Raw genomic sequence first — 23,620 nt, 5'->3', positions numbered from 1 at the left:
AAGCCACAGCTGGCTTTTCGCATGCAAGTTCGTTCTATTTCTACTGATCAGCGGCGATCGGCACCGGCCTTGGGCAGCGCGGCCGTCATGTCGACCCAGCTTTGCGGCTGCGGCTTGTTGCGCTCGCGGACGCCGAAGAAGCTCACCACCAGCTCGCCATTCTTGTCGAAGAATTCCACCGACGTCACGCCGGCGCGCTTGATCACGTAGCCGCTGTTGAAGGCGTTGTCGCGCAGGTGCAGATTGAATTCAGGGTCCAGCACGTTGAACCAGCCGCCCGCTTCCTGCACCTTGCCGACCTTGCCGCTGTAGATCTGGATCGCCGCCTCGTTGCCGAGGAAGGCCATGATCTCCAGCTTCTGCTTGGCCGACTCTTCCAGCAGCTGGCGCACCGCCAGCGGCGTCACGCGCTGCACGGAACTGGCCGGCGCCAAGCGCATCGCCTGTTCGCGCGTCAGGCCGAACTCGCCCAGCAGGCGGTTGAACTGGTGCACATCGGTCAGCTCGTTCCAGGCCAGCTGGTATTCCTTGACGTCGATGGCGCTGTCCGGTTTCTCGGCCGTCTTGGCCGGCGCCGCCGTCACCTTCAGGTCCGCGCTTTGCACCGGGTTGCGGAAGTCCGCCACCAGCTTGTCGAACACCGGCACGCCGGCCTCGCTCTTCACGTAGACCTTGTGCACGGCGTCGCCGTGGGCATCGAAGAATTGCAGGCTGCGCGACACCACGCCGTCCTTGCCCGGCTGGACGACGGCGAACGCATACTTCCAGTTCTTGAAGGTGAAGCGCATGTCGATCTCGCCGCCCAGGTAGCCGCCGGCGATGTTGCGCAGGCGGGCTTCGCGTTCCTTTTCCTTGTCGGCGTCGAGGCCGGTGATTTCTTCCTGCGGCTTGAGTTTGGTGGCGACGCCGGTGCGTTCCAGCACGCCGTTCTCGTTGCGCGTCAGCGCCATCACCGTGCCCAGGTCCAGCGCGCGGCGCATGATTTCACGCGGCACGTTCTCCCCTTCCTGCAAACGGGTGACGGTCTTGCCGATGCCGATCGCCAGCAGGTCGGCTTCGGACACGTTCAAGGTCTTGGCGGCGTCGCGTGCTTGCAGACGGGGCTGGCTGGTGCGCAGCGCATCGTAGCGTTCGGACAGGCTGGCGGCGCCCGCTGGCAGATAGTTCAGCAACAGGGCGCCGGTCAGCGCCAGGGCAAAGCGGTGGTGAGCTTTCATGGGTAACTCCTTAGTAGATCACTTTGAGGTTGACCGCGTAGTTGCGGCCCGGACGGACATAGCGTTCGATATCGGCCAGCGTGGCGGTGGTGGTGCCGACCGGCAGGCTGCGCGCCGAAGCGTAATCCCAGTACTTCTTGTCGCCGAGGTTGTAGACGCCGGCGTTCAGGACCACGTGCTTGCCGATGTTCCAGTAGGCCGTGAAGTCCATCACGGTCGAACCCGGAACGTTGAAGCGCGCGGCGCTGGTGTCGGAGATCACGTCATCGGCGGCCTTCTTGCCGCGCACGGTGCTGACCGCGAAGGCCGCGCCGCCACGCAATGCCGGATCGTCATAAGCGAACACGGCGTTGGCCTTGTACGGCTGCACCGACGGCAAATCGGCTTTCTTGCCGGTCGTGCGGTTTTCCGCCGTGCCCTGCGAGATGCCGCCGGCCAGCGCCACGCTGTAACCCTTCATCGGCGCCAACCACTGGCCCAGTTGGAAACGGCCGCTGACTTCTATGCCCTTGGTGTTGGCCTTGCCGATGTTCTCCGGACGGAACAGGCCGAAGGTGATGGTCGGATAGTTGACCGGGTCCAGCGGCTGCGCGGCGTACTCGATCATGTTGCTGTAGCTGGTGTAGAACACCGAGGTGCTCAATTCCACGCCCGGAACCGGCGCGCCTTTCAGGCCGATGTCGAAGGCGTTGCTGGTTTCCTTCTTCAGGTTCGGATTGCCCATCACGGCGTAGGCATTGCCGGCGGCGGTGTAGGTGAACGAATCGTAGGTGCCGGTGCGCTCGGCCGCGGTCGGCAGGCGGGTGCCACGGCTGTACTGCGCATAGGCGCTGAAGCCCGGTGTCAGCTCGACCGACAGGTTCAGGCTGGGCGTGAAGAAGGAATCGGTTTCATCCTTGATTTCCCTGGCCGCGCTTGGCACGGCGATGAAGTACGCCTCCAGGTTTTTCGGATGCAGCTTGCGCTGCTCGCCGCGCAGGCCGGGCGTCAGCGTGGCCTGGTGGCCCAGCATCGCGAAGCCGAACTCGCCGCGCAGATAGGCCGCCAGCTTGTCGGTGTCCATGTCGGCCATGCGGTTCTTCATGGTGATCTGGTGCGCGCCGGTCTTGATGACGGTGCGGTCTTCCTGCCATGGACGACGGCTCTCCTGCTGCTCGTAGCTGATGCCGTAGCTCAGCAGGCTGTTCGCGTCCAGCTGCTTGGTGGCGTCCGCCGCCAGGCCCTTGCTGTTGTTGTAGAAGCCGGTCGTGATGTTGCGCAGGTAAGGCTGGCTGCCGGTGATGTAGCTGGCGCGGGTCAGGTCGACCACCGAGGCGTTCTGCGTGTAGGCGCGGGTGTCGAGCGTATCGAACAGCAGGCCGGAGCCCGGCGTGTAGTGGTGCTCGATGCTGTAGCGGCTGCGCTCGGTGCGCGAGTTCTGCGCCGCGCCTTCCGGATACGACGGGCCCAGCTTGTTGGCGTAGACGCGGTCGTGCGTGGATTTGTAGTTGTCGACGGTGAAGCCGAGTTTCTGGTTGCCGCTCAGCGTCCAGTTCAGCTTGGCCAGTACGGCGTCGGAAGTCCAGTCGTCGGGATTCAGTGCGACATTGCCTCGGCTCTTGCCTTCGTCGCCGGCGCGGTGCACGCCGACGATCAGGCCCTTCAGTTTGTCGCTCAGCGTGGCCGCCGCCGTCACCGCATGCACGCGGGCGCCACGGTCGGAGGTGTAGCCCGCCTTGTAGTCGGCGTAGAGCTTGCGGGTGGTCAGGTACTCTTCCGGCGTCTTGGTGATGAACGATACCGAACCGCCGATGCCGGGCGTGCCTGCGCCGGCCGGGCTGGTGCCGGAACCGATGCGCACTTCGCGGAAGGTTTCGGGATCGAAGTAGTCGCGGCCGATGCCGAAGGCGTTGGTGGAGTTGCCGTCCGGCTTGGGTGCGGCGTCCGGCAGCGCGATGCCGTCCAGCTCCAGGCTGACGCGGTTGCCTTCGGCGCCACGGATGTTGATGCCGGTATTGCCGGCGCCATCCCAGATATTGCCGGAGCCGCTGGCCGCCGTCGGCACGCTGACCAGCGGCGCGTAGCGGGCGAGATTGGCCATGTCGATGGCGTTGTTCTGGCCGATCTGCTCGGCGCCGATGACGATGGTGGCGCCGCTGCGGGTGTTGCTGCTGTCGTCGCGTTTGGCTTTGACCAGGATCTCGCCCAGTGCCACGGATGCGGCGGTCACGTCGGCGGCGTTGGTGGCGTTGGTGGCGTTGGCGGCGTTGTTGGCATAGGCGGCAGGCAGCAGCGCGGCGCCCAGCAAGGTCAGCAAGGCGGATCGCACCGCCAGTGTCACGGCGTGGGGAGACAAAGGCGCGGCCGTATGCCGGGCGCCCGAAATGATAGCGGCCATAGAATTCCAAGAGTGGGGGGTGACGGCTGGCTCTCGGACCTACGGCGATTGCTGGCAAAAATACATTCTAACAATAATGATTCTCATTTACAAGCGGCGGCGTGGTGAGAATCCGCGACCGCATTGCTAGATAAAAGTTAAACATTATTCTTATTGCATCTTTCCGTTCTTCAGGTATCTTGATAAAGCTCAAGAGTCCGCCGTGAGGCGCACGCAGAATACCGCTTCCACCCGGCCGGCAGCTACAGGCCAAATCCCCCGAAAAATTCACGACAGGAGGTCCACGATGGTTGCTAGTGCAGACGGGAAAATCGTTCAACTCGGATCGTATGCGGCGTCAAAAGGAAACAACTCCATCTCCGGCCTGTCGTCCGGCGCCTTCATGACCGTGCAGTTGCACCTGGCCCGTTCGGCCAGCTTTGCAGGCGCGGGCATCATCGCGGGCGGGCCGTTCCGCTGTGCCGAGACCTACCAGCCCGCCGGGCTGGTGACGGCGGAAGACGCCCGCATCGAGAACTCCCTGTACATCTGCATGAACCCGCTGATCCCGCAAACCGGTCCCGACGCGCAACGCCTGGTCGAGATGGCGCGCGAAACCGCCCAGGCCGGCCTGATCGACGACATCGCCAACCTCGCCGACGACCGGCTCTACATCTTCACCGGCAGCCAGGATGACGTGGTCTATTCCGACGTGGTGGAGAGAACCCGCCAGTTCTACGAAATGCTGGGCGTGAAGAGGGACAACATCGCCTATCACGACGACGTGCCGGCAGGCCACAGCATCATCACGGACAATCCCGAAGATTCGGAATTGCAGACCAACCAGCCGCCGTACATCAACAACGGCGGCTTCATGCAATCCCACGACATCCTGCGCCATATCTACGGCGATCTGAAAGCACCGGCAGCGCAAGCCAACGGCCAGCTGCTGCGTTTCGATCAATCGGAGTTCCTCGGCGAGGATGCGCCGTGGGCCAGCATGAGCCGCTTCGGCTACGCCTACATTCCATCCAGAGTGCTGGAAGGCGCGGTGAAGGCGCCGCGCGTTCATATCGCGCTGCACGGCTGCAAGCAGGGCTACAACTACACCGACTACGTCAACGGCCGCGCGGACATCGCCAACCAGCCGCCGTACGGCAACCGCTACATCACGACCACGGGCTACAACAACATCGCCGAGAGCAACGACATCATCGTGCTCTATCCGCAAGCCGAAGGCACGGACAACGGCGCCATCCAGAATCCGGACGGCTGCTGGGATTGGTGGGGATACAGCAACAAGGACGCCGCGTCGCCGTACTATTCGCGCCACGCGGTGCAGATCAAGGCGATACACGCCATGCTCGACCGCCTGTGCGCTTGAGCGACCAAGGAGAATCCAATGAGCAAATTTCCCGTCTCGACCAGCCTGCATGGGGATACAGCAGGCATCGCCGCCGAATCCGCAGCCATCGCATCGAACGCGATAGCGCCCCTGGCGCACGCCATGACCGCGCAAAGGCTGCTGCAAAAAGACGCCACGCACCTGGTCAACAACAGCGCCGTCTCGATGGCGCTGGTCACGCGGCTATGGGATCCGGTCGTCTGGAGTGAATGGACGCAGCTGCAGGCGGCCATCATGCAGCGGCTGTATGTGCAGCATCAGAACTGGCACAAGGGCTGCGCCATCCTGATCGACGATTATGGACAGCTGCGGCAAGCCAACACCATGTCCAAGCTGGTGGAGAAGCAGAGCAACCTGGTGTCGCAATCGGCCGAACTGGTGGCCAGCCAGGCCACGGACTTCGTGGCGCTGCTGGAGAACATCGATGTCGACTATGGTTATTGGGCCAGCCAGAAACTGCGGGCCGATAACTATCAAGCCGCCAGGTAGTTGTTCTTCACGCGGACATAGTGCTCCGCCGAATATTTCAGATAAGCGATTTCTTCGGCGGTCAGCGCCCTGACCTTCTGCGCCGGACGGCCGACGTAGAGGTGGCCGCTTTCCAGCACCTTGCCCGGCGAGACCAGGCTGCCCGCGCCGACCATCACCTGGTCCTGCACGACGACGTCGTCCATGATGATGGAGCCCATGCCGATCAGGCACTCATTGCCGATGGTGCAGCCGTGCAGCAGCACCGAGTGGCCGATGGTCACATAATCGCCGATGACGAGCGGCGAACCGTCCGGCTTGGCGGCGTTCTTGTGCGAGACGTGGCCCATGGCGAAATCCTGCACATTGCTGCACTCGCCGATGACGATGCGGTTGACGTCGCCGCGCAGCACGGTGTTGCACCAGACCGAGCTGTCGCGGCCGATGCGCACGTCGCCTATCACTTGCGCGGAGGCGTGCAGATAAATGTTTTCGCCGAGGACGGGGCTGGTGTTGAGATAGCTGGAGATGGGCATGTTTTTCAAGCGATATAGGTGGTGTCGCCGTGCGGCGCGGCCTGGAAGGCAGGCAGCGCTTCGGCCTGGCGCGAGAACTCTGCCTGCAGCGGATAGCGGGATGCGTCGACCACTTCCGGCAGCATCTGCTGCATGAAGTGCCAGGTGACGGCCGTCATTACGCCGGCATGGTCGAGCGCCGCCACCGACAGCGGATGCGCGCCCAGCTCGGCCTCCAGCGCATCGAAGGCCGACAGCATCTGCGCGGTGACACGGTCCACCCACGGCTGATGCAGCTTCTCGGCGGGACGCACCATGCGCTCGTACACCAGTTGCACGCCCTTGTCGCAGGCGGCCAGCGCCAGCCCCAGCACGCGCAGTGAGCGCATCAGTTCGGTCGGCATCGACGGCGTCAGGCGGCTGGCCGGCATGGCCAGCGCTTCCGCGTACTGCACGATCAGCGTCGAGTCCATCAGCACGGTGCCGTCGTCGGCCACCAGGGTCGGCGCCTTGACCACCGGATTGATCTGGCGGAATTGCTCGTAGGTGCTGAACACCGACAGCGATTGGTGTTCGAAGCGCACGCCCATCAACTGCAGCGTGACGGCCACGCGGCGCACATAGGGCGAATCCAGCATCCCGATTAATTTCATGTTTTCTCCAATAGTTAAGCCTAAGCCAGCGCCCACTCGGCGGCCTTGCGCGCGTGGATGGCGGTGGTGTCGAACAGCGGCACGGCGGCGTCCCGCTGCGCGACCAGCAGCGAGATTTCGGTGCAGCCCAGAATGATAGCCTGCGCGCCCTGCTCCACCAAGCCGGCGATGATGCGGCGGTATTCGTCGCGCGAACTGTCGACGATGCGGCCCAGGCACAGTTCTTCGTAGATGATGCGGTGGACGATGTCGCGGTCGTGCTGCGCCGGTACCACCACGTCGAGGCCGTGATGCTCGCGCAGGCGGTCCTTGTAGAACGCCTGCTCCATCGTGAAGCGCGTACCCAGCAGGCCGATCTTGCGCAGGCCGGCGTGCTGGATTTCAGCGGCGGTCGGGTCGGCGATGTGGAACAGCGGAATGTCCACCGCCGCCTCGATGGCGGGCGCCACCTTGTGCATGGTGTTGGTGCACAGGACCAGGAAATCCGCGCCGGCCGCGCGCAGCGAACGCGCCGCATCGGCCAGCACGGCGCCGGCGGCGTCCCAGTCGCCCGCGTGCTGCAGGCGTTCGATGTCGTGGAAGTCCACGCTGTACAGCACCACCTTGGCCGAATGCAGGCCGCCCAGGTGCTGCTTCACCGTCTCGTTAATCTGGCGGTAGTAAGGTACCGTCGATTCCCAGCTCATGCCGCCTATCAGGCCTATCGTTTTCAAGCGCGCCCCTCCGAAAAACCGGCCTCGCGACACGCGGGCCCGGCCCGCCAGCATACACGCCGCGACGGTTTTTTGCTCAAGCCTCGGGGCGGGCGTAGCTGACGGTGAGGATTTCCCACTGGTGGCCGTCGGGCTGGTTCCAGTAGACGATGCTGCCGCCGTTGTAGCTGCCGACCTGGTTGTCGTTGTCCGCAAACACCGAGCTGCGGTAAGGGATGCCGGCGGCCTTGATGCGGCCGAGGATGGCGTCGAAGTCCGCCTGCGCGACGCGGAAGCAATAGTGCTGTAGCGGGATGGGTTCCGGCCACTGGTCGAAGTCGATGGTCAGGCTGTCGCTGACGAACACCGGCGCGAAGGGTCCTACGCCGGTGCTCGACCAGGGCACGCCCAGCAGTTCCGCCAGCTGCTTGGCCGCGGCGATCTTGTCGCGCACGGGTATCAACAAATGATCAAGATGGATAGTCATACGCACCTCCTGTTCTCATTTTAGCGAAGCGGAGCTCTGGACCATGCTTACGGCGCGAGATAAGCGGCAAGGCCAACAGTCGGGATGACCAGCTTGTAGTTGCCGGGCGTTTCGCGCAGTACTTCGACCTTGACGAGCGATGGCAGTTCCACACCTAATTCCGCCGCGATGGCCTTTTCCGGCTCGCTGATCAGTGCATGGGCGAAGGCAGGGTCTGCGTAGAATTTACGTATCAGTCGCTTCTCCAGTTCCTGCCGGGACGTGCCTTCGAGCAGGCGGTTCCAGGCTTGGGCATGCTCCTGATCTTGCGGCGACAAGGCGGCCGGGGCCTCGGACCAGACGGAGCCAGGCCAGTTTAGTATCAAATCGCTTCCCGGAATTTCCCATTGGGTAAACACCTCGAAACGGTTTGCAATGCCTAGCGGATTGGTAACCGTACCAAACTGGTTGTCTCGGAACAGCCACGCGCACAGATCCGGCGCTGCCCATCCATTCGACGTCCTGAGGCCGAATTGCGAGTACTGTATGCCGTCCAAAGGATCACCGCAGCAATTTTTAGTAAAGGCGTGGCGTGACGCGAAATAGCTGTACGTTTTTTTGCCGATGCTGTCAGCGCCGAACTGCGCGAATTGGGCGTCGGTCTCCCCAGCCAGAAACGGGTCCGCCGGTTCAGTAGTGACCAGCGCGATATAGAACTTCTGGCCGATGGTGGTGCGCGTCGTTTCATACCAGGACTTGTTGATGATGGCGTCTGTTATTTGCTGGAATTTCGGATCGGACTTGGCAGGCAGGGTCACTTTGGGATCGCCCAAGCTGGAGACCGGCGCGCTATGCTGATTCAGCGGATTGATATAACTCTTGTTCCAGTACGCGGCCGGATCGGCATGGATGAGCGACAGATCGTCATTGGCCTGCAGGAAGGTCTGGTTCATGCGCAGCCACAGCGAGCCAAACGTGGATTTCAGGCTGGGCGGCTCGTCCGGGCCAGAGTAAGCGCCGAAGAAAGTGCCGAGGAAGGTGCCGAATATACCCGCGCCTGGAAAATCCAGCAGTCCGATACAACTGAACACCGCAGTGAAGAACGTGGACAGTTCTTTCTGGCCAGGATCGGGCGAGGCATCCTGCGACAGCTCCTGGTAGACCCCGCTGAGGACGTCCTGCATGTAGTCGTGCACATGGTTGGTCAGGTCCATCAGGTTGCTGACATTTTCCTTCACTTGCGCCAGTTGCTCAGGTGTCGCCATGGTAGTCCCTTTCAAAAGGTTATCCAAAAAACAACTTTGAGCGTTGATTGTAGCCCGGCGGTCGCGTCTATGCCAGCGACATGAAGGAGCCTGCTGTGTTTGCGCCACACGCCCCCACACAACCAGTTGTCAGGACTGACGCTCCCCCACCTGCTCGTGCGCGACCTGTCGGCGCGGACGGAAGCCGGGCGCCAGCAGCTTGTATTGCAGGCGCTGCTTGAACTCGGCGTCGCGCTGCTGCCAGGTCGGGCCATGGGCCTGCGGCGCCGGCAGCACGGTCGGCTGGCCGTTCATCTTCAACTCGGCGACGGGCAAGTCGCCGGCATCGTCCTTGTTGTCGGTGTAATGGATGCGGCCTTGGGCGTCGGCCCATTTGTAGACTTGCGCGTGGCCGGCGGCGCTGGCGCAGAGCAAGGTGATCGTCAGTAGTAAGCGGGTCATGGAGGATTGTTCTCATGAAGAATCGACGGCCCGATTGTATAAAAAATTTCTTATTGGAAATCTATTGAAATGTCACTACTCTTGCAATAACACCACCGCACCGCGCGCGATGGAGCGGACCACGGCCATCACGTCCCAGTTGGTGAGGCGGATGCAGCCGTGCGACTGGGTCTTGCCGATCTTGCCCGGCTCGGGCGTGCCGTGGATGCCGTAGTGTTCCTTGCTCAGTTCTATCCACGCGACGCCGACCGGGTTGTTGGGGCCGGCCGCGAGGCGGGCCTTGGCATCGCCCGCCTTGGCGTCCCAGAACAGCTTGGGGTTGTAGCGGTATTCGGGATCGGTGGCGACGCCGCGCACCTGCCAGCGGCCTTCGGGCAGCGGGTCGTGCTTGCTCCCGGTACTGGCGGGGAATTGCGCGAACGGCATGCCGCCCGCGTCGAGCAGCGTCAGCGTACCGTCCTGCGCGTCGACCAGGATGGAGCTGGCTTTCGGCAGCGGCTTGGCGGCGGCCACGTTGGGCACGGTGATGCGGGTGCCGGCCCGGGTCAGCGGCTTGCCGGGGTTGAGGCGGCGCAGCAGGTCGGGGCTGCAATGGAAGCGTTCGCCCAGCGCTTCGGCCAGGCTGGCGTAGCCCAGCGCGGGCAGCCTGGACTTGGCCATCATGCCGGCCGGGACAGGCGTGTAGGGTCCGGCGACGTCTTGCGCGGTGATGGTGTAGCTGTCCAGCACAGGCGCCTGGTCGCGCTCCAGCTCGGCCCAGGTGGCGGCATCGACCACGCCGGTCACCGGCAGCTGGTGCAGCTTCTGGAAGCCGCGTATGGCCTGGCGCATATTGCTGCCATAGGCGCCGTCCATTTCGCCGGTGGAAAAATGGGCGCGGTCGAGCAGCACCTGGGCGCGCAGCACTTCCGGGCCATGCGCCTTCGGGCCGACGGTGGCCGCGCCAACGCTGGCGGCGGCAATCAGCGATGCGACAAAAAATAAGACTCTCAAGCCGGACTCGTATGACGTAAGGGGCGCTTATTCTAGCTTAAGCTTGCCCGTTAAGCCTGTTCGCTGCGGCGCTGGTAAAAGCGCAATTAGTTGGCGGTGTTGATGACCGCCTCGATGTGGTGGCCGTCCGGGTCGACCAGGAAGGCGGCGTAGTAATGGTCGCCGTAATCGGGACGCAGGCCCGGCGCGCCATTGTCGCTGCCGCCGACGCGCAGCGCGGCGGCATGGAAGGCGTCCACCGCGGCGCGGTTCGGCGCGGCGAAGGCCATGTGGAAGCCCGCGCCCGGCGCCTCGGCTTCGGGACGCAGCTTCAGGCACAGCAGGTCCTTGTCGTCCTCCAAGCCATAGCCGATGGCGTCGTCGTCTTCGAACACGCGGCGGAAGCCGAGCGCGCCCATGGCGGCGTCGTAGAAAGCGCCGGACAGCGCGAGGTCGCGCACGCCGAAAGAAATGTGATGCAGCATGTTCAGGATTCCAGTTGTTGTGCGACTTCCCAGCTGTGTCCAGCGGGGTCGACGAAGTTAGCGGTACGCATATTCCAAGGGCGGTTGACGGGACCGGCCAGCAGCGTCACGCCGCGCTGCCGCAGCTGCGCGCAGACCGCGTCCACGTCCGGCACCCAGATGCTGATCTGGAAGCGCGAGCCGGCATCGCGCGGCGCCACCACTGCGGGCGAGATGATCACCGGCGCACTGCCCACATGCAGCAGGTTGATGATCAGGTTGTCGAACTTCATCACGGCGGACACCGCGTCCTCGTACACCACCGGCACGCCGAACACGTCGAGATAAAACGCCTTGGCCGCCGCCACGTCTTCGACGAACAGGCTGATGGCGCTGAGATGGTGCAAAGGATTGCTCACGGTGTCACTCCTGCTTGCGGTATTTTTGCATGACGTCGCCGAGACGGCCGCGGTGCGAGTCCAGCCAGCTCCACAGCGCTTCGACCTGGTCATGATGGGCGCGGTAGTAAGTGGCGTTGAAGGCCAGCCACAACCGCGTGTTGATCAGCGGCTGCGGCAACTGCACCACCACGCCGCGATAGCGTTTCAGCGTCAGCGCCAGATGCTCGGGCTTGACGAGGTTGACCACCACGCCGTCCACCCTGCCCAGCTTGAGCTTCTCGATATTGCGCTCCAGGTCGCGGGCGCCGTCGTCGATGGTCAAGCCGGCGTCGCGCAGGCGCGCGTTGTAGGCATTGCCTTGCGGCGAACCGAGCACCTTGCCGCGGAAGTATTCATTGGGATTGGCGCCGGCCGGGATCTTGTCCTTGACGCGCACCAGCACCACCAGCGTGTTGTGCAGCGCTCGGTTGCGGTCGATGTTGCCGTCCTTGTCGCGCGGCAGCGCGATCTCGGCGGAATAGCTGGGCTGCTCGGCCAGCGGCGTCATGTCGATGTCGCCCGCCTCCAGCGCCACCCTCAGGCGCGCCACCGGCAGCCGCACCAGCGTCGGCAGGCAGTTGAAGCCGGAACCCATGACCGCGTTGCGTATCAGGTCGACCGCCGCGCCGGGCGGTTCGGGCACCTGCTCGCCCTCGCCCATCCAGTAGGGCGGCCGGTTCTGGTCCATATAGCCGACCCGCAGCGGCGTGCAAACGCCTGCACTCTTTGCCAGCGGAGCAAGCGTGGCCAACATCAGCAGTATGCCAGCGCGGATCGCCATGAAGGGGCTCAGTTGTCGGAAGGTTTGGGCGCCAGCGGCGGCAGCGCAGCGGCCTGGCCCTTGCCGACGATCTGGATGAAGATTTCGTTTTGCTTGATCATGCTGAGCTCGTAGCGAGCACGCTCCTCCACTGCGCCGGTGCCGTCCTTGAGGTCGCGCACTTCGGAGTCGAGCTTGGCGTTGCGGGCGATCAGTTCCGCGTTTTTCTTGTGGGCCGTGTCCACCTGGGCCTCGAAGTCTTTCACGCGCAGCCACCCGCCCTTCCCCAGCCAGAGCGGGTACTGTATCAACAGCAGCAGGGCTGCCAGTGCGAGAGTGATCAGACGCATGGAATCGACAGCGGCCGGAAGTGATCCGGCCGCGTTTGCTTAATTACTTCAGATTATAGAACGCGTCGCGGCCCGGGTAGGAAGCGATATCGCCCAGATCTTCTTCGATACGCAGCAGCTGGTTGTACTTGGCCATGCGGTCCGAACGCGACATCGAGCCGGTCTTGATCTGCAGGGCGTTCAGGCCAACGGCGATATCGGCGATGGTCGAATCTTCGGTTTCGCCCGAACGGTGCGAGATCACGGCGGTGTAGCCGGCGCGCTTGGCCATTTCGATGGCGGCGAAGGTTTCGGTCAGGGTGCCGATCTGGTTGATCTTGATCAGGATCGAGTTGGCGATGCCTTTCGAGATGCCTTCTTTCAGGATCTTGGTGTTGGTGACGTACAGGTCGTCGCCCACCAGCTGGATCTTCTTGCCCAATTCCTTGGTCAGGATCGCCCAGCCGTCCCAGTCGCCTTCGTGCATCGCGTCTTCGATCGAGATGATCGGGTACTTGTCGCACCAGGTCGCCAGCAGGTTGGTGAACTCGGTGGCGGTCAGGCTCAGGCCCTCGCCTTCCAGCTCGTACTTGCCGTCCTTGTAGAACTCGGAAGCGGCGCAGTCCAGGCCGATGGCGATCTGGGTGCCTGGCTCGTAGCCGGCTTCTTCGATCGCCTGGATGATCAGCTTGATCGCTTCCTCATGGTTGGCCAGCGATGGCGCGAAACCGCCTTCGTCGCCCACGGCGGTGCTCAGACCCTTCTTGTGCAGGATCTTTTTCAGCGTGTGGAACACTTCGGCGCCGTAGCGGACCGCTTCCTTGAAGGAAGGTGCACCGACTGGAATGATCATGAATTCCTGGATGTCCAGGTTGTTGTCGGCGTGCGCGCCGCCGTTGATCACGTTCATCATCGGCACTGGCAGCTGCATCGCGCCCGAACCGCCGAAGTAGCGGTACAGCGGCAGGCCGGCTTCTTCAGCGGCGGCCTTGGCGACAGCCATCGACACGGCCAGCATGGCGTTGGCGCCCAGGCGTGCCTTGTTTTCGGTACCGTCCAGGTCGATCAGAGTGCGGTCCAGGAAAGCTTGCTCATTGGCGTCCAGGCCCATGATGGCTTCCGAGATTTCGGTGTTGATGTTCTCGCAGGCTTGCAGCACGCCCTTGCCGAAGTAACGCTTCGGATCGCCGTCGCGCAGCTCGATCGCTTCGCGCGAACCGGTCGATGCACCCGATGGTACGGCGGCGCGGCCCATGACGCCGGATTCCAGCAGCACGTCGCATTCGACGGTAGGATTGCCGCGCGAGTCGATGATTTCACGGCCGATAATGTCAACAATAGCACTCATGTCATTCTCCAAAGTTAGGCGATGCGAAGTCGCTACGCGTTCTGATGCGCGTTGCGGACGAAATAACGGGAATTGTACCCGGCGCCGGAGGGCCGAACATACGAAAACTCGTACGCCAGGTATGCTGCATTAGTTGAAGCTGTTTTCCAGGAAGCCAGCTTTCTTGGTGATGCGGTCCAGCTCGATCAGCGTGGACAGCAACTCCTTCATGCGACCCAGCGGCACGGCGTTCGGGCCGTCCGACAGGGCTTCCGCAGGGTTCGGATGCGTTTCCATGAACAGGCCGGCCACGCCAACCGCCACGGCCGCGCGCGACAACACCGGCACCATCTCGCGCATGCCGCCGGACGACGTGCCATTACCGCCTGGCAGTTGCACCGAGTGGGTCGCATCGAACACCACCGGGCAGTTCGATTCGCGCATGATGGCCAGCGAACGCATGTCCGAGACCAGGTTGTTGTAGCCGAAGGAGGCGCCGCGCTCGCAGGCCATGAAGTTGTCTTCGTTCAGGCCCTTGGCCTTGGCGGCCAGGCGGGCTTTGTCGATGACGTTCTTCATGTCGTGCGGGGCGAGGAACTGGCCCTTCTTGATGTTGACCGGCAGGCCGGACTCGGCGCAGGCGACGATGAAGTCGGTCTGGCGGCAGAGGAAGGCCGGGGTTTGCAGCACGTCGACCACCGAAGAGACTTCGGCGATCTCATCGATCGAGTGCACGTCGGTCAGCACCGGCACGCCCAGTTCGCGCTTGACGTCGCCGAGGATCTCCAGGCCCTTGTCGCGGCCCGGACCGCGGTACGAGGTACCGGAGGAACGATTGGCCTTGTCGAACGAGGACTTGTAGATGAACGGGATGCCCAGCGCGGCCGTCATTTCCTTCAGCGCGCCGGCGGTGTCGAACGCCATCTGGCGCGATTCGATCACGCAGGTGCCGGCGATCAGGAAGAACGGCTGGTCGAGGCCAACGTCGAATCCGCACAGTTTCATGCTGCATCTCCTTGCAGAGTATCCGCAGTTTTAACATCGACAGCGTGCAGGCGGTTGCCGCCGGCGGCCTTGTGGGCCAGTGCTGCCTTGATGTAGGACGTGAACAGCGGATGGCCGTCACGCGGGGTCGATTTGAATTCAGGGTGGTACTGCACGCCCATGTACCAAGGGTGCGCGTTCTCGCCGGTACGCGGCAGTTCCATGATTTCGCACAGGTCTTCGGTCGGGGTGCGCGCCGCGACCACCAGGCCGGCCGCTTCCACGCGCGGCAGGTAGTGGTTGTTGGCTTCGTAGCGGTGACGGTGACGCTCGGTGACGACCGCGCCGTAGATTTCCGAAGCCAGCGTGCCCGGCTTGATGGCGCAGGTCTGCGCGCCCAGGCGCATGGTGCCGCCCAGGTCGGAGTTCTCGTCGCGCTTCTCGACCTTGCCGTCCTGGCCTTGCCACTCGTCGATCAGGGCCACCACAGGCTGCGCGGTGTCCAGGTCGAACTCGGTGGAGTTGGCGGTGGTCAGGCCGGCCTTGTGGCGGGCGTATTCGATCAGCGCCACTTGCATGCCGAGGCAGATGCCCAGGTAAGGGATCTTGTTTTCACGGGCGAACTGGGCGGCCATGATCTTGCCTTCCACGCCGCGCTTGCCGAAGCCGCCCGGTACCAGGATGGCGTCGTACTTGCCCAGCGCGGCGCAGCCGGTGGTCTCGATCTCTTCCGAGTCGATGTACTCGATGTTGACCTTGGATTCGTTGTGGATGCCGGCGTGGCGCAGCGCTTCGGTCAGCGACTTGTACGACTCGGTCAGTTCCACATACTTGCCGACCATGCCGATCGACACTTCGCTCTTCGGATGCTCCAGCGTGTAGATCAGGCGGCTCCAGACCGACAGGTCGGCCGGGGCCGGGTTCAGGTCCAGCGCTTCGCAGATGATCGCGTCCAGGCCCTGGTCGTGCAGCATCTGCGGCACTTTGTAGATGGTGTCGACATCCCACACGGAAATCACGGCCTGCTCTTCGATGTTCGAGAACAGCGAGATCTTGGCGCGTTCGTCTTCCGGAATGGCGCGGTCGGCGCGGCACAGCAGCGCGTTCGGCGAGATGCCGATTTCGCGCAGCTTCTGCACCGAGTGCTGGGTAGGCTTGGTCTTGAGCTCGCCGGCGGAGGCGATGAACGGCACCAGCGTCAGGTGGACGAAGGCGGTGTTCTTGCGGCCAGCGCGCAGGCTCAGCTGACGGGCGGCTTCCAGGAACGGCAGCGATTCGATGTCGCCCACGGTACCGCCGATTTCGCACAGGGCCACGTCGTAGCCTTCGGCGCCGCGACGGATGTAGTCCTGGATTTCGTTGGTGATGTGGGGGATGACCTGCACGGTCTTGCCCAGGTACTCGCCGCGGCGTTCCTTGCGGATCACCGATTCGTAGATCTGGCCGGTGGTGAAGTTGTTCACCTTTTTCATGCGGGTGGAGATGAAGCGCTCGTAGTGGCCGAGGTCGAGGTCGGTTTCGGCCCCGTCGTCGGTGACGAAGACTTCACCGTGCTGCATAGGGCTCATCGTGCCAGGATCGACGTTGATGTACGGGTCGAGCTTGAGCATGGTGACTTTGAGGCCGCGCGATTCGAGGATCGCGGCGAGAGAGGCGGCGGCAATCCCTTTACCAAGGGAAGACACGACGCCGCCAGTGACGAAGACAAATTTGGTCATTGCAGATGGTGCCGAACGGCACGTGCGGGAAATTGAAATTATACCCTAAAACGTCCGATTCTTCACCTTCCTGCCCGGAAAAATCCTCAACCGGGCGGGAAACTCCTATGAGGGAAAGTGCAAAATTAGCCAGTTTGCCTATCCATCAGCACGGTGCTGCACCGTACAGACCGTCGCCCGCCGGCAGGCAAAAATGACAACTCATTAAATCAGGGAGGTCATGATATGAACTACGAAGAACTCGATGCCTTGGGCATGTATGTGGACAACGGCCATAAAGGCCCCGGCCCGGAACTGATGGGCGCCGACACGCTGATCGGCAACCACGTCCACAATCTGAAAGACGAACACCTGGGCGAGATCAAGGAAATCATGCTCGACATGCGCACCGGCAACATCGCCTATGCGGTGATGTCGTACGGCGGCGTGTTCACGATCGGCGAAAAACTGTTCGCCGTGCCTTGGGAAGCGCTGACGCTGGACACCATCAACAAGCGCTTCACGCTGAACCTGGAGAAAGACCGCATCGAAAACGCTCCGGGCTTCGATACCGACCACTGGCCGAACATGGCCAACCAGACCTGGGCCAGCCAGATCCACACCTACTACGCCACCGGCAGCCAGCACGACGCGCAACAGCGCTAGCAGAAGTCCCGGCTGATGGTCGGCAACCGTCCCAGCAGGTGGGACATGTCGACCAGCCGCTTGGCCACCAGGTGGCGCACGATCCCCTCCTGCTGCCAGACGCCATACACGCCCAGCAGCGGCGCGCTCAACACTTCGCGCCGCTGCGTTTCGACCAGGGACGGCCAGATGATGACGTTGACGTTGCCGGTCTCGTCCTCGATGGTGATGAACAGCACGCCCTTGGCCGTACCGGGGCGTTGCCGCACCGTCACCATGCCGCAGGCGCGCGCCAGCATGCCGTTGGTGTAGGTGTTGAGCGTGGCGGCCGGCAGGAAGCGGTGCTCCAGCAGCTTGGGGCGCAGCAGCGCCAGCGGATGGCGGCCCAGCGTCAGGCCGTGCGAGCGGTAGTCGCCCAGGATTTCCTCGCCCTCCGTCGGCGGTTTCAGCACGGGGATGTCTTCGTCCGGCATGGCCGGGCGCAGCAGATCCTTGTCCGGCACGGCGCCGACCGCCTGCCACAAGGCTTGCCTGCGGTTGCCCGACAACTGCTGTAGGGCGTTGCCGGCGGCCAGCACTTGCAGGTCGTGGCGCTCCAGGTCCGCGCGCCGCGCCATGTCGGCCACGCTGGTGTAGGGGCGTTCGGCCCGCGCCTGCTCGATGCGCGCGGCCGCTTCGGCGCGCATGCCCTTCAGCATCGACAGGCCCAGGCGCACCGCCGGTTGGCCGCGCTTGCCCACCCGCTCTTCCAACGAGGTATCCCAGCCGCTGACGGTGACGTCGATCTCGCGCACCTGTACGCCGTGGCGCCTGGCGTCCTGCACCAGTTGCGATGGGCTGTAGAAACCCATCGGCTGGCTGTTCAACAACGCGCACAGGAAGGCCGCCGGCTCGTGGCACTTGAGCCAGGAGCTGGCATAGGTCAGCAGCGCGAAGCTGGCCGAGTGCGATTCGGGGAAGCCGTATTCGCCGAAGCCTTCGATCTGCTTGCAGATCGCGTCGGCGAAATCGGCCTCGTAGCCGCGCTCGCGCATGCCGTCCTTGATGCGCTGCTCGTACTTGTCCACGCCGCCCTTGCGCTTCCAGGCCGCCATGGCGCGCCGCAGCTGGTCCGCTTCGCCCTCGCTGAAGCCGGCGGCGATGACGGCGATTTGCATCACCTGCTCCTGGAAGATCGGCACGCCCAGCGTGCGGGCCAGGGCCTCTTCCAGCCCGGGCGGGCAATGCGTCTTCGCGAGAGGATTCATGCGCCGCTGCAGGTACGGATGCACCATGCCGCCCTGTATCGGCCCCGGCCGCACGATCGCCACTTCGATCACCAGGTCGTAAAACTCCCGGGGCCGCAGGCGCGGCAACATGCTCATCTGCGCGCGCGATTCGATCTGGAACACGCCGATGGTGTCGGCCTCGCACATCATGTCGTAGGTGGCGGGGTCTTCCTTGGGGATGTCCTGCATCCGGAACGGCTCGCCGCGCTGCGCGCCCACCAGGTCCAGCGCGCGCCGCAGCGCCGACAACATGCCCAGCGCCAGCACGTCCACCTTCATCAGGCCCAGCTCTTCCAGGTCGTCCTTGTCCCACTGGATCACGCAGCGCCCCTCCATCGTGGCGGCCTCGATCGGCACCAGCCGCGACAGCTTGTCGTGCGAGATGACGAAGCCGCCCGGATGCTGCGACAGATGGCGCGGGAAGCCCAGCAGGCCGATCGCCAGCGCGGCCCATTGCTGCGCCAGTTGCGACTCCGGGTTCAGTCCGCACTCGGCCAACCGGCCCAGCAGGTCGTTGCGGCTGTCGAACCAGTGGTGCGCCTTGGCCACCTTCTCGACGATGGCCAGGTCCACGCCCAGCGCCTTGCCGCTGTCGCGCAATGCGCTCTTCGGGCGGTAGCTGATGACCACGGCCGCCAGCGCGGCACGGTCCGCGCCGTATTTTTTGTAGATGTACTGGATCACCTCCTCGCGCCGCTGGTGCTCGAAGTCGACATCGATATCCGGCGGCTCGTTGCGCTCCCTGGAGATGAAGCGCCCGGTCAGCATGTTGCTGCGCTCGGGATCGACCTCGGTCACGCCGAGGCAATAGCAGACCACCGAGTTGGCCGCCGATCCCCTGCCCTGGCACAGGATGCCCTGCGAGCGGGCGTAGCGGACGATGTCGTAGACCGTCAGGAAGTAAGGTTCGTACTCCAGCTCGGCAATCAGCTCCAGCTCCTTCTCGATCTGGCCGCGCACCTTGACGGACAGGCCCGCCGGAAAGCGCCCCTGTGCGCCGGCATACACTTCCTGCCGCAGATAGCTGGCCGGCGTCTGGCCTTGCGGCACCAGCTCGCGCGGGTATTCGTAGCGCAGCTGCTTGAGATTGAAGCTGCACTGCTGCACGATGCTCAAGGTTTCCGCCAGCGCTTGCGGCGGATACAGGTTCGCCAGCCGCAGCCGCGAGCGCAGATGCTGTTCGGCGTTCTGCGCCAGCGCATAGCCGCACTCCCCCACCGGCTTGCCGACGCGCACCGCGCACAGCGTGTCGTGCAGCGGCTTGCGCGAGCGCACGTGCATGCAGACCTGCCCGACCGCCACCACCCGCATGCCGTGCTGCAAAGCCACCTCGTCGATGCTGAGACGGTGCGCCTCGTCGAAGGCGCGCTGCAGCAGGCTCAGCCCCATCCAGCTGCGCTCGGGGAAGTTGGCCTCCATCCACGCCGCCTGCGCGTGCAGGCGGTCGACATCGTCCGGCTGGAAGGCCGGGTAATGCGGCAGCAAGATCATCAGGCAACCGGGCAAGCCCTTCAGGTGGGCGTAGGCGGGTGGCGGTGCGGCCAGGTCGGCCGGCGTGAGCAGGTAGCTGCCCTTGGCGACGCGGTTGCGGCCTATCGTGATGAGCTCGCAGAGATTGCCGTAGCCTTCGCGGTCCTGCGCCAGGGCGATCAACGACAGGGCCGGGCTGCCGTCCGGGTTCTTCAGGTGGAAATGGCTGCCGATCAGCAGCGGCAGCCCGGCAGCCTTGGCCTGGGCGTGAGCGCGCACTACGCCGGCCAGCGAGCATTCGTCGGTGATCGCCAGGCCGGCGTAATCGAGCTGCACGGCGCGCGCGACCAGCTCCTCGGCGCTGGAGGCGCCCTGCAGGAAGGAGAAATTGGTCATGCAGAACAGCTCGGCATAAGCCGGCAAGCCCTGGACGGAGGATGTGCCCATGATTTTATACTGTGTTTTTGTACAGTATAATACACCCTGCGCGCCGTTCGACATGAATAACCTTAATAGTCGGCGCCGGTGGATTTATTGGCTAAAACTATGGCCCTACGTAGCACTACGCAGGGCCGGCGAGACAAAAACAACAGTAAATAAAGTTTGGCTGCAAAATTGTCAAAAAAGTCATTTGCTTATGAACTATTTGACTAGAATCAGATTTTTCACGGGAGAGAAAACTTGTTCGCCACCACGCCTTTACGTCATGCCGTACTGCTCAGCCTGTACGGCGCAGCAGCCCTGGGCTTCGCCCCCTCCGCCTTCGCGCAGACCGCCCCAGAAGCCAAACAGGAAACCCAGATGCAGTCGGTCAGCGTGGTCGGTTCGCGCCGCGCGACCACCTCGTCCACCGACACCGTCGTGCCGGTCGATATCATCCCGATGAGCAAGACCACAGAACAAGGCGGCCAGTTCGACCTGGCGCAAACGCTGACCTATATCTCGCCATCGTTCAACTCGACCCGCCAGAGCGGCTCCGACGGCGCCGACCTGGTCGACTCCGCCGCGCTGCGCGGCCTCGGCTCCGACCAGACCCTGGTGCTGGTCAACGGCAAGCGCCGCCACACCACCGCGCTGGTCAACCTGTTCGGCGCCCGCAACCGCGGCAACACCGGCACCGACATGAACACCATTCCGCTGTTGGCGATCAAGGACGTGCAGGTGTTGCGCGACGGCGCCGCCGCCCAGTACGGCTCGGACGCCATCGCCGGCGTGATCGACATCGGCCTGAAAAAGAGCAAGGGCTGCGAAGCCATCGCCGGCTTCAGCGAATACTCCAAGCGCGACGGCAAGAACTACCTGACCTCGGCCTACTGCGGCTTCGAGATCGGCAGCGGCGGCGTGCTCGGCATCACCGGCGAGTACCTGGACCGTGGCCGCTCCAACCGCGCCGACGCCGGCAACCCGCGCATCATCGGCGACACCAAGACCAAGAACCAGTCGCTGTACCTGAACGGCGAACTGCCAACCACCGGCACCGGCAAGCTCTACTTCACCGCCGGCGCCCAGACCCGCGACGCATCGAGCGCCGCGTTCGCGCGCGGCGGCGTCGGTTCCGACGACATCCCGAGCCGCAACTCGGCCGCCATGTACCCGAACGGCTTCGTGCCCTTCATCAATGCCGACATCGACGACCGCTACGCCACCGTCGGCCATCGCGGCACGCTGGGCGACTGGAATATGGACGTGTCGCAGACCTACGGCTACAACAAGATGAAGTACAACATCAGCCACACGCTCAACGCATCGATCGCCAACAAGGATCTGCTGGCCGGCGGCAAGGGCATCAGCCCGGACCGCTTCGACGCCGGCGGCTTCTCGTTCCAGCAGCTGACCACCAACCTCGACCTGAACCATTACTACGACGGCCTCATCGGTGACGGCCTGAACGTCGCCTTCGGCGGCGAGTACCGCAGCGAGAACTACAAGATCTTCGCGGGCGAAGCGGGCTCGTACAACGACGTCGACGGCATCGGCTTCGGCGGCAACGCCGGCAGCCAGGGCTTCCCCGGCTTCCAGCCGGGCGACCAGGTCAACGCCAAGCGCCACAGCACCGCCGCCTACCTCGACCTGGAAGCTGACCTGAGCAAGACCGTCAAGCTGCAGGGCGCGGTGCGCTACGAGAAGTTCAGCGACTTCGGCTCGACCGTCACCGGCAAGCTGGCCGGCAGCGTGCGCGTGGCCGACAGCGTGCTGCTGCGCGGCTCGGCCAGCACCGGCTTCCGCGCGCCGTCGCTGCAGCAGGTGTATTTCTCGTCCACCTTCACCGACTTCATCGGCGGCGTGGCCACCGACGTGGTGCTGGCGCCGAACGGCGGCGCCGTCGCCAACGAGGCCGGCATTCCGAAGCTGAAGGAAGAGAAGTCGACCAGCTTCACGCTGGGTTCAACCTGGACGCCGAACGCCGCCGTCTCCGTCACCGCCGACCTGTACAACATCAAGATCAAGGACCGCATCGTGCTGTCCGGCCGCTTCAATGCCGACACCTATCCAGCCCTGGCCGAGCGCCTGGCCAAGCTGGGCGTGGGCGAAGCGCAGTTCTTCGTCAACTCGGTCGACACCAAGACCCAGGGCCTGGACCTGACGGCGTCGCACAAGACCAACTTCGGTCCCAACAAGCTGACCACCTTCCTGGCGCTCAACGTCAGCAAGACGGAAGTGACCGGCATCCACGCGCCGGCTTCGCTGAAGGGCTTCGAGGACGTGCTGCTGTCGGAGAAGGAACGCCTGTACATCGAGCAGGGCGCGCCGCGTTCGAAGGCCACGCTGGGCTTCGACTATGTGACCGGCCCGTGGGAAAGCGACCTGAAGATCATCCACTTCGGTCCGCAGACGCTGGGCACCTTCGACGGTACGGCAGCCGGCGTGCCTAACCAGCACTACGAGTCGAAGACCTCGGCCGACCTGAGCTTCACCTACACCATCAACAAAAACATGAAGTTCACCTTCGGCGGCAACAACATCTTCAACGTCAAGCCGACCACGCAGAACCCGGACCAGACCGACAACGGTTTCAAGTATGAAAGCGTGCAGTTCGGCCTGAACGGCGCGTCCTACTTCGGCCGCCTGTACGTCAAGTTCTAAGCTTGCTGCGGTGAGCATCGACGGCGCCTTCGGGCGCCGTTTTCGTTTCCGCCGGCGTGTAACGTTTGCTTACATCTCGCTAACGCCATCCAACTCGGCGCCGTTCTACACTGCCTGCATCTTAGGCACAGGAGCGGGCTATGCGCCGGGCATTCTTACTCATGTTGGTACTCTCCCTGCTGCAAGGCGCGCTCGCCTATGCCGCGCTGGGCAGTTCCCCATCCAACTTCGGCACGACGCCCGTCCGCCAGGGCGCGCGCACGCTGGCTGCGGCCGGCTCCGGCAGCACGGCGGTCTACACCGTCAGCCAGAGCACGCTCGACAGCGGCACCGTGGTGCGCGAATACATGAACGCCGAGGGCGTGGTGTTCGCCGTCAGCTGGAACGGCCCCGCCCTGCCCGACCTGCGCACCCTGCTGGGCGACAAGTTCGCGGTCCTGAGCAACACCGCCGCCAAGCGTCCCAAGGCAGGCCATTCGCAGCTGGCGGTCGAGCAGCAGGACGTGGTGATCGTCTCCGGCGGCCACATGCGCGCCTATGCCGGCCACGCGTGGATACCGGGCGCGCTGCCGGCCGGCTTCGACACCAGCGTCATCGAATAGGGAGCTGCGCATGCCAACTTATTTCGCCTCCGGCCGGCTGCGGCATCGCGCCGGCGCGGCGTTGATGGCCTTGTTGCTCAGCGCCTGCGGCGGCGCGATG

At 63.8% G+C, this 23,620-nt stretch carries 22 protein-coding genes; 5 read left to right on the top strand and 17 right to left on the bottom strand.

Annotation, left to right across the window (positions count from 1 at the left end; translation table 11 throughout):
* Window positions 1–47 precede the first annotated feature (47 nt).
* Window positions 48–1,217 carry a hemin-degrading factor gene (locus DUGA2_RS15770; RefSeq protein WP_070270309.1) on the bottom strand — a complete coding sequence of 390 codons (1,170 nt, stop codon included), beginning with the start codon at window positions 1,215–1,217 and terminating at the stop codon, window positions 48–50.
* A 10-nt stretch (window positions 1,218–1,227) separates the two neighbouring features.
* Complete coding sequence (locus DUGA2_RS15765; RefSeq protein ID WP_070270307.1) at window positions 1,228–3,594, bottom strand: TonB-dependent receptor domain-containing protein; 2,367 nt, start codon at window positions 3,592–3,594, stop codon at window positions 1,228–1,230.
* 286 nt (window positions 3,595–3,880) lie between these two features.
* Between DUGA2_RS15765 and DUGA2_RS15760 the strand changes: the two genes are divergently transcribed.
* Both DUGA2_RS15760 and DUGA2_RS15755 read left to right on the top strand, forming a co-directional pair.
* Window positions 3,881–4,957 carry a poly(3-hydroxybutyrate) depolymerase gene (locus DUGA2_RS15760; protein ID WP_070270305.1) on the top strand — a complete coding sequence of 359 codons (1,077 nt, stop codon included), beginning with the start codon at window positions 3,881–3,883 and terminating at the stop codon, window positions 4,955–4,957.
* A gap of 18 nt (window positions 4,958–4,975) precedes the next feature.
* Window positions 4,976–5,467: a hypothetical protein gene (locus DUGA2_RS15755; protein WP_070270303.1), complete on the top strand. Its 492-nt coding sequence runs from the start codon at window positions 4,976–4,978 to the stop codon at window positions 5,465–5,467.
* Here DUGA2_RS15755 and DUGA2_RS15750 read toward each other — a convergent pair.
* The 14 genes from DUGA2_RS15750 to DUGA2_RS15685 form a co-directional block, all read right to left on the bottom strand.
* Window positions 5,452–5,982 carry a gamma carbonic anhydrase family protein gene (locus DUGA2_RS15750; protein WP_070270517.1) on the bottom strand — a complete coding sequence of 177 codons (531 nt, stop codon included), beginning with the start codon at window positions 5,980–5,982 and terminating at the stop codon, window positions 5,452–5,454. The genes DUGA2_RS15755 and DUGA2_RS15750 overlap by 16 nt on opposite strands.
* A 5-nt stretch (window positions 5,983–5,987) precedes the next feature.
* Complete coding sequence (locus DUGA2_RS15745) at window positions 5,988–6,614, bottom strand: glutathione S-transferase N-terminal domain-containing protein (RefSeq protein ID WP_070270301.1); 627 nt, start codon at window positions 6,612–6,614, stop codon at window positions 5,988–5,990.
* Between the two features lie 20 nt (window positions 6,615–6,634).
* Window positions 6,635–7,327 carry an aspartate/glutamate racemase family protein gene (locus tag DUGA2_RS15740; protein WP_070270299.1) on the bottom strand — a complete coding sequence of 231 codons (693 nt, stop codon included), beginning with the start codon at window positions 7,325–7,327 and terminating at the stop codon, window positions 6,635–6,637.
* A gap of 76 nt (window positions 7,328–7,403) precedes the next feature.
* Window positions 7,404–7,793: a VOC family protein gene (locus DUGA2_RS15735; RefSeq protein WP_070270298.1), complete on the bottom strand. Its 390-nt coding sequence runs from the start codon at window positions 7,791–7,793 to the stop codon at window positions 7,404–7,406.
* Window positions 7,794–7,840: 47 nt separating this feature from the next.
* Window positions 7,841–9,037 carry a hypothetical protein gene (locus DUGA2_RS33140; RefSeq protein ID WP_083296343.1) on the bottom strand — a complete coding sequence of 399 codons (1,197 nt, stop codon included), beginning with the start codon at window positions 9,035–9,037 and terminating at the stop codon, window positions 7,841–7,843.
* Between the two features lie 129 nt (window positions 9,038–9,166).
* Complete coding sequence (locus DUGA2_RS15725) at window positions 9,167–9,478, bottom strand: DUF4124 domain-containing protein (protein ID WP_070270296.1); 312 nt, start codon at window positions 9,476–9,478, stop codon at window positions 9,167–9,169.
* A gap of 75 nt (window positions 9,479–9,553) precedes the next feature.
* Window positions 9,554–10,471: a L,D-transpeptidase gene (locus DUGA2_RS15720; RefSeq protein ID WP_070270294.1), complete on the bottom strand. Its 918-nt coding sequence runs from the start codon at window positions 10,469–10,471 to the stop codon at window positions 9,554–9,556.
* A gap of 86 nt (window positions 10,472–10,557) precedes the next feature.
* Entirely contained in the window at window positions 10,558–10,935 is a 378-nt protein-coding gene (locus DUGA2_RS15715; protein ID WP_070270292.1) for a VOC family protein, read from the bottom strand.
* Between the two features lie 2 nt (window positions 10,936–10,937).
* On the bottom strand, window positions 10,938–11,333 hold the full coding sequence (locus tag DUGA2_RS15710; RefSeq protein WP_070270290.1) for a VOC family protein: 396 nt from the start codon (window positions 11,331–11,333) through the stop codon (window positions 10,938–10,940).
* Window positions 11,334–11,337: 4 nt separating this feature from the next.
* Window positions 11,338–12,135: a hypothetical protein gene (locus tag DUGA2_RS15705; RefSeq protein ID WP_070270289.1), complete on the bottom strand. Its 798-nt coding sequence runs from the start codon at window positions 12,133–12,135 to the stop codon at window positions 11,338–11,340.
* Between the two features lie 8 nt (window positions 12,136–12,143).
* A complete protein-coding gene (ftsB, locus tag DUGA2_RS15700; RefSeq protein ID WP_008451141.1) occupies window positions 12,144–12,464 on the bottom strand; it encodes a cell division protein FtsB in 321 nt (106 codons plus the stop codon).
* 43 nt (window positions 12,465–12,507) lie between these two features.
* Entirely contained in the window at window positions 12,508–13,791 is a 1,284-nt protein-coding gene (gene eno / locus DUGA2_RS15695) for a phosphopyruvate hydratase (RefSeq protein ID WP_008451142.1), read from the bottom strand.
* Between the two features lie 129 nt (window positions 13,792–13,920).
* Window positions 13,921–14,775 (bottom strand): 3-deoxy-8-phosphooctulonate synthase, encoded by an 855-nt coding sequence (gene kdsA, locus DUGA2_RS15690; RefSeq protein ID WP_070270287.1) that lies wholly within the window; start codon window positions 14,773–14,775, stop codon window positions 13,921–13,923.
* Entirely contained in the window at window positions 14,772–16,472 is a 1,701-nt protein-coding gene (locus tag DUGA2_RS15685) for a CTP synthase (protein WP_070270286.1), read from the bottom strand. Before DUGA2_RS15685 ends, kdsA begins: the two co-directional genes overlap by 4 nt.
* A gap of 225 nt (window positions 16,473–16,697) precedes the next feature.
* On the opposite strand from DUGA2_RS15685, the gene DUGA2_RS15680 reads away from it, so the two are divergent.
* Entirely contained in the window at window positions 16,698–17,117 is a 420-nt protein-coding gene (locus tag DUGA2_RS15680; RefSeq protein ID WP_070270284.1) for a PRC-barrel domain-containing protein, read from the top strand.
* On the opposite strand, the gene DUGA2_RS15675 is transcribed toward DUGA2_RS15680, so the two are convergent.
* A complete protein-coding gene (locus DUGA2_RS15675) occupies window positions 17,114–20,281 on the bottom strand; it encodes an error-prone DNA polymerase (protein ID WP_070270283.1) in 3,168 nt (1,055 codons plus the stop codon). The genes DUGA2_RS15680 and DUGA2_RS15675 overlap by 4 nt on opposite strands.
* A 234-nt stretch (window positions 20,282–20,515) precedes the next feature.
* Between DUGA2_RS15675 and DUGA2_RS15670 the strand changes: the two genes are divergently transcribed.
* Both DUGA2_RS15670 and DUGA2_RS15665 read left to right on the top strand, forming a co-directional pair.
* Window positions 20,516–22,918, top strand: a complete 2,403-nt coding sequence (locus DUGA2_RS15670) for a TonB-dependent siderophore receptor (protein ID WP_070270282.1) — start codon at window positions 20,516–20,518, stop codon at window positions 22,916–22,918.
* Between the two features lie 161 nt (window positions 22,919–23,079).
* Entirely contained in the window at window positions 23,080–23,520 is a 441-nt protein-coding gene (locus DUGA2_RS15665) for a DUF2844 domain-containing protein (RefSeq protein WP_229214699.1), read from the top strand.
* Window positions 23,521–23,620 lie beyond the last annotated feature (100 nt).

Origin of the sequence: Duganella sp. HH101, from assembly GCF_001758795.1 — a bacterium.
Taxonomy (GTDB): Bacteria; Pseudomonadota; Gammaproteobacteria; order Burkholderiales; family Burkholderiaceae_D; genus Rugamonas; species Rugamonas rivuli.
This window is presented reverse-complemented; position numbering and strand designations above follow the sequence as displayed.